This is a genomic window from Microvirga ossetica (genome assembly GCF_002741015.1).
GTDB lineage: Bacteria > Pseudomonadota > Alphaproteobacteria > Rhizobiales > Beijerinckiaceae > Microvirga > Microvirga ossetica.
In genome coordinates this window covers 5208084-5224122 of sequence record NZ_CP016616.1, presented here as the reverse complement: position 1 = coordinate 5224122, position 16039 = coordinate 5208084, and the positions used below count along the sequence as shown (strand labels likewise).

Annotated in this window: 7 protein-coding genes; 2 read left to right on the top strand and 5 right to left on the bottom strand. The window is 62.3% G+C overall.

Annotation, left to right across the window (positions count from 1 at the left end):
• Window positions 1-109 precede the first annotated feature (109 nt).
• Together BB934_RS24955 and BB934_RS24950 are read left to right on the top strand one after the other, a co-directional pair.
• A complete protein-coding gene (locus BB934_RS24955; RefSeq protein ID WP_099512091.1) occupies window positions 110-724 on the top strand; it encodes a flavodoxin family protein in 615 nt (204 codons plus the stop codon).
• Between the two features lie 64 nt (window positions 725-788).
• Window positions 789-2036 (top strand): NAD(P)/FAD-dependent oxidoreductase, encoded by a 1248-nt coding sequence (locus BB934_RS24950; protein ID WP_418294767.1) that lies wholly within the window; start codon window positions 789-791, stop codon window positions 2034-2036.
• Between the two features lie 81 nt (window positions 2037-2117).
• On the opposite strand, the gene BB934_RS24945 is transcribed toward BB934_RS24950, so the two are convergent.
• The 5 genes from BB934_RS24945 to BB934_RS24920 all read right to left on the bottom strand — a co-directional run bounded on the left by BB934_RS24945 (window position 2118) and on the right by BB934_RS24920 (window position 15647).
• The gene (locus BB934_RS24945; RefSeq protein ID WP_099512089.1) at window positions 2118-3428 is read right to left on the bottom strand and encodes an HlyD family type I secretion periplasmic adaptor subunit; all 1311 of its coding nucleotides are present in this window, start codon (window positions 3426-3428) and stop codon (window positions 2118-2120) included.
• Window positions 3429-3446: 18 nt separating this feature from the next.
• Window positions 3447-5174, bottom strand: coding sequence for a type I secretion system permease/ATPase (locus BB934_RS24940; RefSeq protein WP_099512088.1), 1728 nt, complete (start codon window positions 5172-5174; stop codon window positions 3447-3449).
• Between the two features lie 118 nt (window positions 5175-5292).
• A complete protein-coding gene (locus BB934_RS47325) occupies window positions 5293-12741 on the bottom strand; it encodes a peroxidase family protein (RefSeq protein WP_157934304.1) in 7449 nt (2482 codons plus the stop codon).
• A gap of 916 nt (window positions 12742-13657) precedes the next feature.
• Window positions 13658-14293, bottom strand: a complete 636-nt coding sequence (locus BB934_RS24925; protein WP_099512086.1) for a response regulator — start codon at window positions 14291-14293, stop codon at window positions 13658-13660.
• On the bottom strand, window positions 14286-15647 hold the full coding sequence (locus BB934_RS24920) for a sensor histidine kinase (protein ID WP_157934303.1): 1362 nt from the start codon (window positions 15645-15647) through the stop codon (window positions 14286-14288). Before BB934_RS24920 ends, BB934_RS24925 begins: the two co-directional genes overlap by 8 nt.
• Window positions 15648-16039 lie beyond the last annotated feature (392 nt).

The window sequence follows — 16039 nt, the reverse complement described above, 5'->3', positions numbered from 1 at the left end:
CGGATGGGACCGCAAACCGCCCGCCCTCATGGGCAAGATGACAATCTGCGGGGAACACGGCCGAGGTTCGCGCCGTTATTCAGGATCATTTCCCGTTCCGGAGATCCTGATGGCCCTGACTGCCTTGGCCCTGAATTGCACTCTGAAGCGTGGCGGTGCCACCTCGTCGACGGATAAGATTCTTCAGGAAGTTCTGGAAGAACTGAAGCCACACGGGGTGACGGGCCAGATCGTCAGAGTTGTCGACCTCGACATCAAAGCGGGAGTGTCGTCCGACGAAGGCGATGGCGATGACTGGCCGGAACTGCGTCGAAAAATCCTCGGAGCGGACATCATCATCCTGGGAACCCCGATCTGGCTGGGTCAACCCTCCAGTGTCGCCAAGCGGGTTCTCGAACGCATGGACGCCTTTCTGGAGGAGACGGACGACAGGGGGCGCATGCCTCCCTTCGGAAAGGTTGCCGTCGCGGCCGTGGTCGGCAATGAAGACGGAGCCCATCATTGTCACGCCGAATTGTATCAGGCCCTCAACGATGTGGGATTCACGATCCCTGCCGGCGCCGGCACCTATTGGGTCGGAGAGGCGATGGGCTCGGTGGATTACAAGGACCTCAAGGAACCCTACGACAAAACCGCACAGACGACCAGGATGCTGGCGATCAACGCCGCGCATCTGGCGAAGCTTCTGAAGGCGAACCCGTATCCCGGAATGGACAAGGCTTGAGATCGAACGTGTCACTCAGCCTTATCGCGGATCGCCGTTGTCAAAACATGACGGCGACGTTCTGATGCACGATGCAGCGGGCCACAGCGAAGCAGCCGAGGATCAGCGTCAGCTCCGATCCGGATCGTCGCCCTGGCGGATGCTTCAGCACTCTTTGCCGCGGACCCCTCTGCTCGCCGATCTACGTTGCGACGTGGCGATCGTCGGCGCTGGGATCACCGGCTCGTTTGCGGCGGAGGCTCTTGCGCGGCAAGGCCTTTCCGTCGTCGTCGTCGACCGGCTCATGCCGGGCCGCGGCAGCACGGCGGCCAGCACGGCAATGCTGCAATGGGAGATCGATCGGTCCCTGACTGAATTGACCGAGCTGTACGGTCTCGACAAAGCTGCCGATATCTATCGCCGCTCCTATGCCGCAACGGCCGATCTTTGCGACTATATCCAGGCGCTCGGCATTTCCTGCCTTTTCGCCAAGCGGTCCAGCCTCTATCTGGGTGGCGGCGATACCGGCCTGACGCAGCTTGCAAGAGAACACGGCTTGCGGCGCCAAGTCGATCTGCCCGGAGACCTCCTCGATCGCGGCACCCTGATCGAGCGTTTCATGATGGACCGTCCCGGCGCGCTCCTCTCGCCGGGGTCGGCGGAGGCCGATCCGCTCTGCCTGTCGCTCGGCCTGCTCAGGATCGCCCTCGCACAGGGAGCAGTGCTGGTCGAGGACGAGGTCGTAGCCTATGACTGGAGCAGCGACAGCGCATCGATCGGGCTCGCCGGAGGCAGAACAGTGGAGGCCCGTCATCTCGTCCTGGCCACGGGCTACGAGATGCCCGACTTCATCACGACCGATCTCCATCGCAGGTCTTCAAGCTGGTGCCTTGCAACCGTCCCGCAGCAGCCAAGCGCCCTCTGGCCCGAGCGAGCACTCATCTGGGAAAGTTCACACCCTTATCTCTACGCCAGAACGACCGATGACGGACGAATCGTGGTTGGCGGCGAGGATCAGGCCACGGAGAATGTGAAAGAACGCGAGCAGCTGATGCCGGACAAGATTGCCGAGATTACATCGAAGATGAGGAATCTCTGGCCCTATGCATCATACGAGATTGCGCATGCCTGGTCAGCGGAGTTTGGCGAAACCGATGACGGTTTGCCCCTCGTCGGCCCCGTCCCTGGCGCTGCAAGGGTCCTCGCCGCCTATGGCTATGGTGGAAACGGCATCACCTTCAGCTACATGGCCTCCCGCATCCTGGCAGCGCGGATCGCCGGCACCAGGAGACCATGGTTCGACGATTTTGCGTTGGATCGCACGGCACCCTGACCTCGCAATGGTCTGGTCGCGGCGGGCCGCTCCGGACCATCTATGAGCGATGTGTCCGAGCGGCTCACTTTGACGAGTTGCTTACTCCTCCCTGAAGGCGCGTGCCATGTTGTCGGCGAGAGGCTTCGTCAGATATGAGAACACGGTCCGATACCCTGTCTGGATGAAGCCTTCCACAGGCATGCCCGGCATCAGCTTCGCGGAGCCGAGACGCTCGCGCTCCCCTTCCGAAATGGCGATCCTGACGGGATAATGGGACAGGCCGCTGCGCTCGTCGGTCACGAGGTCGGCGGCGATGCGCGTGACATGACCCCTGATCTCCGGCGTCGTGCGCTGGTTGAAGGCCGACAGCCGCAGCATGGTATCGAGCCCCTGCCTGAGCTGGTCGATGTCCTGGGGAGCGACCTTCACCTCGATCGAAAGCTCGTCGCCCTCTGGCATGACGAGCATCAGCGTGTCACCTGCCCCGATGACGCCGCCGAGTGTATGCACGGTCGATTGATGCACGATGCCGTCCTGAGGCGCGCGGATGTCGATGCGCTTCAACTGATCCTCGGCCGCGACCTTGCGCTCGACGAACTCGGCGAGCTTGGCCTGGACCTCGCGCAGCTCCGTGGAGACCTCGCTGCGCAGATCCTGCTCGACCTGCATGATCTGGAGTTCCGTTTCGCTGATCTTGCCCTTGGCCTGGGCGACCGTCGAGATGAGCTGGCCGCGCTCGCCTCGAAGCCGGGTCTCCTCGCGCTTCAGCGAGTTCACGCGGGTGATCGGAACGAGGTTCTTCTTCCATAATTCCTGAACGCCCGTGAGTTCGGATGCGATCAGGTCGATCTCGTCCATCTTGGCAGATGCCTGCAACTTGGTGCCGTCGATCTGCTCGGCGAGTTGCGCCACCCGTTCCCGGAGCTGCGACTTCTGGCCGGCGCGGGCCTCACGCCTGTTGTCGAACAGGCGCTGCTCGCCGTTCATGAGCTCGGCCACTTCCGGCTCCCCTGCCCGTGTGACCAGGTCGGCGGGGAAGCGGATGGTCTGGGCCCCATCCCGCTCGGCCTCGAGCCGAGCTCTGCGGGCGGTCATCTCGTCGATGCTCTTGGCCACCATGGCCCTGTTGGCCCGTGCTACCGTCTCGTCGAGGCGGATGACCACATCGCCTGCCCTAACGCGGTCGCCGTCACGGGCGAGGATTTCGCCGATGACTCCGCCGGTCGGGTGCTGGACCTTTTTCACATGGCTGTCGACGACGATCGTACCCGGCGCGACGACGGCTCCCGACAGCTCGGTCATCCATGCCCACCCGCCGAGGCCGCCGACGAGAAGGGCAACGCCCCCGAGCGCGAGGCGGGTATGGCGGCTGATGGACTGGCGGGCCTTCGATTGAATGTTGACGCTCATGACGCTGCTCCCCGGGGCTCAAGCGGACTTGGCCGTGTTGGGTTGATTGACGTTGCTGGCCGGAACCGGGCGAAGGACGGAGCTGAGCACCTCCTCTTTGGTGCCGAACTTGCGGACCGTGCCCTCGTCGAGAACGAGGATATGGTCGACGCCGGCAAGCGCGCTCGGGCGGTGGGCAATCACCACGACGATGCCGCCGCGTTCCCGAACCCCCTGGATGGCTCGGGTGAGCGCATGCTCGCCCTCGTTGTCGAGGTTGGAGTTCGGCTCGTCGAGGACGACAAGGAACGGATTGCCGTAGAGCGCGCGGGCGAGACCGATGCGCTGGCGCTGTCCCCCGGAGAGCGAGGCACCGCCCTCCCCGACCTGCGTCTCGTAGCCCTGCGGCAGGCGCAGGATCATCTCGTGGACGTCGGCTGCCATCGCCGCCCTGATCACACTTTCCGGGTTCGGATCGGTGATGAAGCGGGCGATGTTCTGGGCGACGGTCCCGGCGAACAGCTCGACATCCTGCGGCAAGTACCCGATGTGCTGTCCGAGATCCTCCGGCAACCATTGCTCGAGCGCGGCGCCGTCGAGGCGGATCTTGCCGCGCCAGGCCGGCCACACGCCGACGAGCATGCGGGCGAGCGAGGACTTGCCGGAGGCGCTCGGGCCGATGATGCCCAGCCCCATGCCGGCCTTCATCTCGAACGAGACGTCCTGCACCGCGAAGCGCTGGCCCTTAGGCGCACCGGAACCGGCGTTCTCTACAATCAGCGAGGCCGTCGGAGCGGGAAGCTGAAGCGGACGCACCTCGGACTTGTCGTCCTCGAGAGCGGTGCGAAGCCGCGACCAGCCCTGACGGGCGGCGACGAAGCCCTTCCAGTTGGCGATGGAGAGTTCCACCGGAGCGAGCGCTCGGGAGACCAGGATCGAGGAGGCGATCATGATGCCGCCGGTAGCTTGGTTGTTGATGACGAGATAGGCGCCGACGCCGAGAACGCCGGATTGCAGCGCCATGCGCATCACCTTCGAGAACGCGCCGAGACCGCCGGACACGTCAGAGGCCTGCTGCTGATGGCCAAGATACTGTGCGTTGGCCTGACCCCACATCAGACCGAGCCGCCCTGCCATGCCCATGGCATGCACGACCTCGGCGTTGCGACGTGCGCCGTCGCCGATGCCGTTGCGCAGCGACGCCGCATGGACCGCTGCCTTGGAGGCCTTGCGGGTCAGCACATCCGTCAGGACCGTGATGGCAACGAGGACCGAGGCACCGCCCACCGTGACCCAGCCGAGCAGCGGATGGAAGGCGAAGCAGATGAAGAGATAGAGCGGGATCCACGGCAGGTCGAACAGGGCCGACGGGCCGCCGCCTGCGAGAAAGGCGCGGATCTGGTCGAGATCGCGCAGCGGCTGTTGTCCATCGCCTTCGGTCTTGTCGCGCAGGGGACCAGAGACTTGGCAGCGGAAGACGCGCTGGCTCAGGTCTTCATCGACCGCGGCACCGACGCGGGCGAAGATGCGGCCGCGCAGCATGTCGAACAGACCTTGGAAGAGAAACAGAGTGAGGATGATGGCGGAGAGTCCGATCAGCGTCGGGATGCTGCGGCTCGGCAGGACCCGGTCGTAGACCTCCATCATGTAAAGGGAGCCGGAGAGATAAAGAATATTGATGAGGCCGCTAAGCAGGGCAACCCCGACCAGGGCGCCCCGGCAGGAAGCCATCAGGCTGATACGTCCCTTGGCAGATGGATAAGACATGTCCGTGTCCTCAGAGAATGAAGGATGAAGCCGGATGCCGCGTTGGGGGGATTGCGGCATCCGGCTCCAGGTCACCCCGCCGGGAGCAACACATGATCCGGCGGGGCGCTTTCAGCGATCAGAAGATGAAGTCGCTGTTGTCGAGATCGGATACGGTGACACCCTTGAGGACGAGGATGTCGGTGCCGTGTTCGATGACGGTGTCATGGTCGACCTGCATGACGCGAAGGTCCGCCATGCTGTCCACCCCGGCAAGCCGGCTCGTATCGATCCGGTCGTGATCGGCCCGGAAGTCGGTGACCACGTCCCGGCCACCGCCCCTCTGGAAGACGAAGATGTCATCGCCAGAGCCGCCCGAGAGCCGGTCGTCGCCCGCCCCGCCCTTGAGCATGTCGTTGCCGGCACCGCCGTAGAGCATGTCACGGCCTGACCCGCCGTCGAGCCGGTCGTCGCCTGCCATCCCCTTGAGGATGTCGTGGCCCGATCCGCCGTGGAGGGCGTTGTCGCCGGCATTGCCTGTCAGGCTGTTGTCGAGACGGTTGCCCGTGCCGTTGATGTCCGCCGTCCCTGTCAGGACCAGCTTCTCCGCATGGGTGCCGTTGAGCGAGAAGGACACGCTGCTCTTCACCGTGTCGATACCCTGACCGGAGCGCTCGATCACCCGGTCGCCGGCACTGTCGACGATGTAGACATCATTGCCGCGTCCGCCTTCCATACGGTCGTTACCCGTGCCGCCGTCGAGACGGTCGTGGCCGTCGCCGCCCTTGAGCACGTCGTTGCCGGCGCTGCCCAGGAGCTTGTCGTTTCCGCGTCCGCCGTCCATCCGGTCGTTGCCGTCGCCACCGTGAAGGGTCTCGCTCCGCGAGTTGCCCGTAATGGACAGGCTCTTGGGCGCCTCGGGTTGGCTCGGGGAACTCGGGACCGGATCCGTCGGCGTGACTGGATCGACAGGCTGAGGATCAGTCGGCTGCTGCGGGTCCACCGGCTCCGTCGGCTGCTCGGGATCGACAGGAACCTCGGGTTCGGTCGGGACCGTACCCTCGCAGAGATTCGGCCTGCGACCTTCCTCGCACCGGAAGGTAACGCGGTGGCCGCCGCAGGTGACGCTGGTGGTGCCGTCCTCGTTCTCCTCCCACTCGTATTCGTCCGGCGTGCGGCCGGGCTCGAGTTCGATCACGTCCTGCTCCCGCAGCGTGCCGACGATGGTGTCGTTGCCGCCATAGGAGCGGAACACGATCCGGTGCGCCGAGGTGAGCTGAGAGATGTCGACGACATTGTCGTCCGACGAGCCGTTGATCGTGATTGTGCTGAAGTTCAGACTGGTGGGATTGAAGTTGCCAACCGCCTGCACCGTGTCGGCACCGCCGCTGGTGTTGATGGTGATCTCCTCAATGTTGTCGAGCTCGGCGATGATGTTCCCGTTGCGGGTGATCACGATCTCCGTGTCCGGCTTGAGGCCGGCAGCGAGCGCCGCCGGGACGGAGGCGCGGGCATAGACCACGAAGGACTCGGCCGCATTGCTGCCCGTGACGACGAAGCGGTCGAGGGTGCCGGCACCGCCGTCGACGAAGTCGTGGCCGTCGTTGCCGATCTCGAAGCCCAGGAACGTGGTGACGCCCCAGGTGATCGTATCATTACCAGCCCCGGCGAAGACCAGGTCGTCGCCCTGGCCGCCGGTGAGGGTGCTGTTGCCCCCGTCGCCGATCAGGATGTTATCGCCGTCGTTGCCGTTGATGGCACCAGTCGTGTCGCGGTTGATCGTCACGGTGGCGGTATCAGTTGCATTCGCAGCGCCGGATCCGTCGTTTGCGGTGTAGGTGAAATTACCACCGGCGGTGCCGGTATCGGTCACGGTGACCGAACCCGTCGTCAGGGAAGCCGTGAGGCCGCTGACGGCGTTGATCGTGGTGACGTCCAGCGCGGCACCTTCTCCATCGGTGTCGTTGGCCAGCAATGCCCATTCCGGAAGGATGAACGGTGCCGTCGTGTAGTTGGTGTACACGCTGTCGTTGTTGGCCGCCGGGGCATCGTTGACAGGCACGACGTTGACCGTCGTCGTCGCCACGTTGCTGTTCAAGAAGCCGTCATTCACCGTCACCTCGATCACGCGGTTTCCTGCAACCGGGTTGTTCGAGTTGTTGGAGAACGTCACCGCCTGGATCGCCGTCTGGTAGTCGGCGAGGGAAGCCGCTCCCGTAAGCGTCAGGATGACCTGGCCGTTTACTGTCGTGATGGCATCGTCGATCCCCGCCGGAAGGTTGCCGACGATGAAGGTGTCGCCGGCCTGGGCGTTGATCAGCACGATCCTGGCCGAGACCATCTGGACGGCGTCGTCCACGATGCCGGGGTTGTTGGCGATCGCCACTGCCGTGCCGTTTTCGGTGAAGGTCGCCGAGTGGTTGACGGTCGGAGCAACAGCAGGTCTGGAGAAGTCGATCGCCACGTTGTCGATGGTGACCACGTCGCTGCCGATGCCGAAAATCCCATTCTCGAACGAGGTCGCGACGAACCGGATGGCTGCATTGGCGGTGAACGGTCCGGTCAGGTCGAAAGTCCGGAGCGTGTTCCCGCCATCGCCGGTGATCCGGCCGAGCTCAACGAAGTTGTTGGGATTCCCATCAGGGGAGAACTGGATGGAAACGTAGTCGTCGTTCTCGAGATTGTCCGGGTTGGCATTGAAGCTCAGGCGAGCGGTGGCATGACCATCCAGGTTGACCGTACGCGTGATGGTCGCGCCGTCGCCTTCCTGGAACCGCAATGCCTGGTTGCTCAGGACGATCTGTCCATTCGTGCCGGAGTTGGCGCCGTCGGCGCTTTCCACCCAGCTCGAAGTCCAGGCCGCCGTTCCGTCCGATCCCACGTAGTTCGCAGGATTGAAGTCGTCGCGATAGTTCGCGGCGTCGAAGGCGTGGAGCGAAAGCTTCGGCGGGGTCAGGTTCACCTCACCATCGGCAAAGCGCAGCTTCTCGATGTTGAACAGGCGGTCGATGCCGTCCGAGACGCGGTTGCTGCCCGTGGTTGGGTCGGTCTCGACCGTCACCGTCACATGCTCGACCGTGATGCTGCCGTCGGCATTGCTGGTGATGACGTAGTTCGCCCGCAGGTCGCCGTAGACAGCCACGTCAGTGGCAGTGTTGTCCAGATCACCGTCGACGATCTCGCGGACGATACTGAGCTGGCCCGGGTTGAGTGTCGCGCTGAGCATCAGGGCATCGAGGGTCTTGCCGCCGAACTGGGCCACCGCATTGGCGAGCGGAGCACCGTAGGCGTACTGCGACTCCAGGTAGACCTTTCCTGTCATCCCGTCGGCCGTGTAGGTGACGCCGTCCTTGACGATCTTGATGCGGACGTTGAGCCACTTGTCGCCGTCGATGATGTCGTCACCGGCGAAGCCCTTGATAGTGTCGCTGCCGCCACCGCCGAGGATGATGTCCGCGGCCTGCGAGGTATCGAGCACGATCAGCTCGGGATTGCCGTTCGCATCGAGGACTGGTCGGCCCTGGGCGTCCACAACCGGAACCCGGATGCGGTGTGCCACGAGCTGATCAAGGCCGTTGATGAGCGAGACGTTCTTCTGCAACAGATCGTTGGAGAAGGAGTCGAGCGGGGAGTCCGGACCCGGGATGGCGGCCGTACCGGTCGCCTCCGCTCTCGTGTTGGTGGCAGCGACACGACCCGTAAGGATGTCGTTATGCTTCCAGCCCGACAGGCCTTCGACGAGGTCGAAGCGGTCACGCAGGATGAACGCCTCCTGGTTGTCGAAGAGCGGGATGCCGAGGTCGGTGTTCGCCGCCACGGTGTCACCCTTGTGGATCGCCCAGTCGAAGCCGGCCATGCCGTTGTTGCGCTGGATGCCTTCCGCCTGGAACATGATGTCGTCGCCGGACTCGCCGTCGTAGTCGGTGTCGCTGGCGCCACCGTTGAGCACGTCATGCCCGATGACAGAGGAGTTGAAGAACAGCTCCGAGTTCTCGCCGGCGATGACGTCGAAGCGCGGTCCACCCTCGATCCAGTCGTCGCCCTCGTTACCGAGCAGCATGTCGCCGCCGTCGCCACCGAGGATGAAGTCGTTGCCGGTGCCGCCGAAGGCGTTCTTGCCGTCCGGACCGGTGATCAGGAAGTCCTGTCCCTCGTTGCCGAAGAGCAGCGCGAGGCCGGAGCCCCCCTGGATGACGTCGTTGCCCTTCTCGCCGTGCAGCTTGTCGGTCATGCCGATGTCTGTGCCGGCGTTGGTGATGATGTCGTCGCCGTCACCACCGTGGATGATGTCGACGCCGTACCCGGCCTCGATGGTGTCGTTGCCCTCGTAGCCCCACACTGTATCGTCGCCTTCACCCGCCACGAGCAGGTCGGCCTCGGCCGAGCCGCCCATGACCACGTGTTCGGTGCCGTTGTAGATGAGGACGTCACCGTCGCCGTCACCGTCGAGATCCTTGCGCACAACCAGAGGCGAGAGCGCCTGGAGGACGGGGTTGTCCCAGACCGGATCGTCCCCGATCTGCTTCGACTTGATAATCTCGAGGGTGTGGTCGGGGGTGGCGAAGATATCGCCCGGGAGCGCCGTCCGTCCCTCGTCGCCGAGGTCGGTGTTGCGCATGATGATGTCGGTCATCGAGTTGTTCTCGAGCTCGTTCAGGAGGTTGAGACCCTGAACACGCGAGAGGTAGTAAAACCGGTCGGCATCCTGAAGAGCTTCGAGCTGAGCCTCGAAGACGAAGGCGAAGGTCGACCCGAGCATGCCGCCGAAGTCCATCTTCTTCTCGGCGAGGCCGCCCATCCAGAGATCGATGTCGTTAAGGCCAGATTCCTTGCTCGCCCATGTCCCTTCCGAGTTGAGGAAGTCGAGACGATCCGCCGGAGCACCCGTGCCGCCGAAGATCAGCAGGGATGCGGCGGCCCGCTTGCCCTCCATGGTGGTCGCGGCGGCAATCAGGTCATGCTTGCCGTAGGCCGCGATGAAATTGACGATCGACAGCGGGTTCTGGAGATTGAGCGCGAAGTCGGTCCAGCTCACGTAGGGCTTCACCTGCGAGTCCTGTCCAGACATCTGGTAGAACTGCGCGCGGGCCTCGTTGAGGGACGGCAGGCCGAGATCGCGGCCACGGGCGATGTTGAGCGCCGCGAGGTCGAGCGGGATGCCGACGAGCTGGTTGCGCAGCACGTGGGTCACGAACTCGTCGATCTCGTTGCCGTGCTGGCGGGACATGCCGCGGATGATCGCGCCGGCAGCAGCATCGTGGTCAATGGTGTCTGACCCGAAGCCGACTGGGTTGAGAAAGCCGTCGAACAGCTTCATCGACACCTGCTGGCCGTTGACGGTGATCGTGTCGATGGTCTCGTTGAGCATCGAGTGGCCGAAGCGGTAAACCGCCTGGGCAAACTCCGCGAAGATCGCCGGGTTGATGTCGACCGACGGCTCGAACACGAAGGCGTCGACGTCGGGCTGCATCTTGCGGGCGAATTCCTCGAAGACGAGGTGCTGGTACTCCATCTCGTTGGTGAAGCGGGCAGCCTGGAACAGGCGCTCGCCGTCCCAGACGAGGGCGGCCTTGGCCTCGGCCGTAGTCGGGACGGCCGTGACGTCTACGAGCAACCACTCGTTCAGGAAGGCAAGGTCACCCGAGGTCAGGGCGAGTTCCTTCACCTGCTCGACGAGGTGGTTGTGCTCGGAGTGGAACACGTGGTGGATCGTGGTCAGGCCGACGTTCTCGTTGCCGCGGCCGTCACCCGTGATGTAGTGGGCGTCGAGCAGCTCGTTGTCGTAGGCCACCTTGTTGCCGCGGCTGTCGAAGCCGATCTGGTTGCCTGCGACGTTGTCCGCGTCGCCAGAGACCTTGATCATTGGGGTCGCGGGGTTCCCGTCGTGATCGTAAGTCGTGCCGGGCACCGCCGAATGGGCGATGTCGTCGAGGAACGCGTGGCCTGTGAGGACCGCATTCGCGAGGCTGGCCGGGTTGGCCGGGGTACCCGAGATGACGATGTCGTCGGACGTGTTCGGAACACCATCGTTGCCGAGGCCGACGATGACCTGGGCGAAGCCGGTCTGCGGATGCGGGATGAAGTTGCCGTAAGGATCCGTGCGCAGCAGCGGAACGTTGCCGACGTTGGCATCGGTCAGGTCGATGCCGAGCATTGCCTTGGCCTGCGCCTTGACGTCTGCCCAGGTGGCCAGACCCCTTGCACCCTCGAGGAGGTTGCCAGTCGCAATTGTCTTTCCGTCCGGGCCGGTCATGTACTCGCGCAGGAAGACCTGGTGCGAGGCATGCGAGGTGTAGGTCTGGTTTTGGTCGACCCACGGCGTGGTCGTGTTGATGGTGTCGCCATCCCCGTCACGGCTGGCGCGGGTCATCACCATGAAGTTGGAATGGCTGCCCGGGACATAGAGCGGGTCATCCGGCTGGAGCGGGATATAGACCGTGCCGCTTCCGCCCTTCGAGATCAGGTCGAGGCCGTGGTCGAAGAATTGGCCGAACAGGGTGAACAGGGAGTTGTAGGGCGCGGAGTCGCCGATGTCGGGCGCGACGTTCGGGATGAGGACGGTGTTACCGTCCATCTGGATGTCGAGCTGGTTCAGGAGGTTGGCAAGCGCCGTCTCGGCCACCGTGACGGCCTGGGACGCTGTCTGTGCAACGGCAAGGGCGTCCTCGGCAGCGTCCAGAGCCGTGGTCTTGGCAAGCACCGCATCATCGGCGGCTCCTACCGCCGCGGACGAAACACCGACTTGCACCAACGCGGCATCAACGACGGACTGCATGCTGTTCACGGCTTGCTGGGCGAGGTCGACGGCAGCGACCGCCTCCGCGTAGCCCTCGCTCTCCTCGGTGAGGCCACTGAGCGAAGCCTGCGCGTCAATCAATGCCTGCTCGAGAGGGGCAATGTCTTCCAGGGCCATCTGATAAGCGGTCTCAGCTTGCGCTGCTAAATCCACCTTCATGAGACGGTCTGCCTGGGCAAGCGACAGAGCCGCCTCCGCAGCATCAACCGAGGCCTCAAGACTAGGGATGTTGCCGACCCCCGTCCCGGCATTCGTGATCGCCACGCGGGCGGCTTGGATCTGTGAGATGGCGGTCATCTGGGCCGCGCCCGTGATGCCCGCATAGGTCAGCGCCGCGCTGATGGCGGCGGGGTTGTTCAGCGTCTGATCGGCGATCAGGTTCGAGATCGTGCGCGGGTCGGCATCGACGACGGTGCCGGGCGCCAGCATCGGCGTTCCGGGGTTCGAGCCAGGGGTGTAATTATTGTTCGTCAGCCACACCGGATTGGCAGGGGTGCCGAACATCTGGGCATCGTCCTGCTCGTTAACGTACTGGGGGGAACTCATTTCAGGGAAAGGCTGGTCGGCAGCGCCCCAGGTCTCGCGTCCCTCGACGAGGTTATTGTAGGTACCGTCGACCGTGCGCAGGCCATAGGGAAGCAGGAACGCCTGGGTCGGCGTGGTGGTGGCGTTGGGATCGAGCCCACCCGCCTCGGCCACGAGCTTGCGCAGGTCTCCGCCGGCAGCATGCTCTTCAGCGATCTTGATCTGCTTCAGGATGAATTCGAGGTCGTGCTTGACGAGACTGACCATGATGCTTCTCCTCCGACTGGGCTAAGCCAGCTGTCCTGTTGTGCGCATTGGGACCGGAGCTGCTTGGCGCACTGGTCCGCAATTTCACCAAACAGTCTTCCTCAAGGCGGCGAGGTTCGCATCGGATGAAGGTGTAACGATTTTTTAGTCGATGGTCCGAGGTCGGCAGGGACTGAGGTCTGCCCGCAGTGGTCGAAGGACCAGACGTCCGACTGGTCTAAGGTCCGACCTCGAACCTCCCTGCGCTCTCATACGCTATACTTATGGATAGAACGCTGGATCCTTAGGATGGCAGTCATATCGCAATAAAAAACTCTGGCTATTGTGACGCATGCACAATCTAGAAAGTAAAAAAAGTCATGCAAGGGGACGACCTTTTTCCGATCAAGCGCTTCAGCCAACGGGTCCAGGAAAGCATATTGGAGGAGTTCAGCGGGCGATGCCCTTCTGCGTCCGAGTTGGCGCAGATTCCGGATCCCCGTTTGCTTAAGCTGCCGGGCTTCGGGCCAAAAACGCTTCGAAAAATCAGGTCCTTTACCGAGTGCGGGAACAGGATTGCCAGTGAGGTGATCGTGCAATCCGGGACGCGTCTTCAATCGGAGTTGGACCAGTTGGGACGGGAAATCGGCAGCCTTCAGGAGGAGTTTCATCGCCGACAGCGGGAACTCCTCAGCCGGCTGGACCTGATTTCCTCCGAGTCGCTTCTGCGACGGTCCGATTGCCAGCGAAAGGCATAAGACCACAGTCTCTGTGCAGGCCTGCCGGTCGTAGAACGACCGACAGGAAGACCGATCTGCGCAAGTGAGATAGACAAGGATTCAAGACGATATGAGCAAAAGAGATCGGCGTCCCTGAAATCGCCGATCTCTTTTGTGACCCCGCTGAACCACTCAACGCTCTTTGAGTTCACCATGCCTCAAAGATCGCCCCATTCTCGCCTTGCAATCAGCGCCGCCTCGACTCGATTTCTGACGTTGAGCTTTTTCAGAATGTTGCCGACGTGGAACTTGACCGTTTTTTCCGTCACTTCCAGACGCTCGGCGATCTCGCGATTGGTCAGCCCTGAAAGGACCAGGCGCAACGTGCGCTCCTCACTCTCAGAAAGAGATGACATCGGGTCTGCTTCCGCCTGCACCTTGGTCGACAGCAGGCGGAGAGCCAGGCTAGGGGAAATGAACGACCCATCCGCCCGCACGCTTTTTACGGCGGCAATCAATTCCGGCGACTTGATTCCCTTGAGGAGATAGCCAACGGCACCCGCATCCAACGCGCGTGTCACGTCGTCGTCGTCTTCCGAAACCGTCAGCATCACGACCTGCGGGGGAGATGGCAGATTGCAGATAGTGCGCGCTGCTTCGATTCCATCGCCAGGCATGGAAATATCGAGCAGGATGAGATCGGGCTCATGGGCTTTTGCGAGCTCAATGGCATCCATCGCCGAAGCCCCCTCACCTACAACTTCGATCATGTCATCGAGCGCGAGTGCCCGGATTACCCCGGCTCTTAACAGCGAGTGATCATCCACCACTGCAACGCGGATCTTCTCAGTCATTCTGTTCCTCATCGGCAACAACGACACTCATTTCTACTCTGGTTCCACCATCCGTACGGTGATTAATCCGGAAGATTCCGCCGAGGCTCTCCACTCTGTCTCGCAAGCCGACGAGGCCCAATCCGGAGTCCAGGCTGGCCAATTCGGCGGGACCGTTTCCTCCATCATCCTCCACCACCAAGCTTAAAACGGAATCGTCCAGCTTACAGGAGATCCGCTGACCGTTTCCGCCTGCATGACGGAAAGCATTATTCAGACTTTCCTGAAGAAACCGGTAAACGCAGATATTGATGGCGTGCGTAAGTGGATGGGAGATATCGTCGCAATGGACGAGTACCTCGGTCCCCGTTCGCAGTTCATGATTGGAGACCACCTGCCTTACGACGGCCGGAAGCGGCAGATCTTCGATTTCCGGTAGCATGAGGCCCTTCGATGTGGTTCGGATATCACGAAGTGCATCCGAAAGCACAGTCTCAAGAGCGTGCAGTTCTTCCTCACGCTGAGCGTCCGTGCGTGCTCGTCGCACATGTTCTACGCTGAGCGCGGCGAAACCAATGAGTTGCGCAGGTCCATCATGCAGATCGGCGCCAATTCTGCGCAGGTAGTTTTCCATCAACTCCGCCACACGGCCCGAGGCGCGTTGGGATCGTTCCTTAAGAATCCGGTTATGCTGGGCTGCTTGCTCGATCTCGACCATCCGTCCACGAAGCTGACGTTGCTGCGAGAGGATGAGCTGGTTTCCTCGATAAACGATGCCGAACAGGCCGAACATGATGATAAAGGTCGCACCGGCGACCGCCAGCCAAGTCTTGAAACGCAGCCACCAAAGCTCATGCTCGAGCTGCTGTGTGCTTTCATGGATCTCCGCAACCGCAATCACACGACCGGAAGAATGCTCACGAACGGGAACATAGATCTCAAGATATTTACTGTCGATGCCGCGATCCAAATGTTCCCTGGCATCCAGGTTGGCATACTGAGCCGATATCTCGCCCCCCAGGGCCACGATCAGGCCATCGGGCGGGGTAAATCTTCGGCCGATCAGATTTTCCGTCGTCGAATAGGCGACAAGTCCGCCCTCTTTCCAGATTTCCAGATAGGGAAAACGCTGCTTGAAGTGATCGCCGCTGAGCAGTTCGTTGAGTTCTTCTCTCTCTTCCGGAGGCAGGATATCTTCTGTCGCCAGAGCATGGGCCAGCGGAGAGACGAAACTGTCCATCAGAAGCGCGGTCGATGACGCCGTATTCTCGATCGTCGTCCTCGATGCGATCTCCCCGATGAACAAGCCGGCAGCCAACATCGCGACGAGCATGATCACTCCGCCCGTGAGCACGAACTGACGGGTCAGGCTCATGGTCGTCCAGATCGTGCTCCTGCGCCCTGCCCCTGCCCCTGCCCCTGCCCCTGCCGGTGGCGCCAACTCAGACATTCGTTCCTCGGATGTGGATTTGAGAGGCGAGAGACTAAACAGACGTGAGTTTCCCCGCAATTGACGTTAGTCCGATACGAGTACGGACTTTAGTCCAGACAAGCTGCGCTTTTCAGGCACTGCCCAGACTGAAGTATAAGAAACTTGGATAATTTGGTAAGAAAGCACGTGAGCGTAGGCATAATTTTGTAATCGAGCACCGTTACATTAATTTGAGGACCCAGATTCTACCTCCGACGAGTTAACTCTTTCTGAGCTTGTGTTAGCCACACTGTGTCAGGGACGACGTCGCCGCTCCCAGATAATCTCCCAGACTG

What these genes read in the sequence shown, in the direction of transcription:
- BB934_RS24955 (WP_099512091.1), top strand. Translation starts at nt 110, where the DNA reads ATGGCCCTGACTGCCTTGGCCCTGAATTGCACTCTGAAGCGTGGCGGT.
- BB934_RS24950 (WP_418294767.1), top strand. Translation starts at nt 789, where the DNA reads ATGCACGATGCAGCGGGCCACAGCGAAGCAGCCGAGGATCAGCGTCAG.
- BB934_RS24945 (WP_099512089.1), bottom strand. Translation starts at nt 3,428, where the DNA reads ATGAGCGTCAACATTCAATCGAAGGCCCGCCAGTCCATCAGCCGCCAT.
- BB934_RS24940 (WP_099512088.1), bottom strand. Translation starts at nt 5,174, where the DNA reads ATGTCTTATCCATCTGCCAAGGGACGTATCAGCCTGATGGCTTCCTGC.
- BB934_RS47325 (WP_157934304.1), bottom strand. Translation starts at nt 12,741, where the DNA reads ATGGTCAGTCTCGTCAAGCACGACCTCGAATTCATCCTGAAGCAGATC.
- BB934_RS24925 (WP_099512086.1), bottom strand. Translation starts at nt 14,293, where the DNA reads ATGACTGAGAAGATCCGCGTTGCAGTGGTGGATGATCACTCGCTGTTA.
- BB934_RS24920 (WP_157934303.1), bottom strand. Translation starts at nt 15,647, where the DNA reads ATGAGCCTGACCCGTCAGTTCGTGCTCACGGGCGGAGTGATCATGCTC.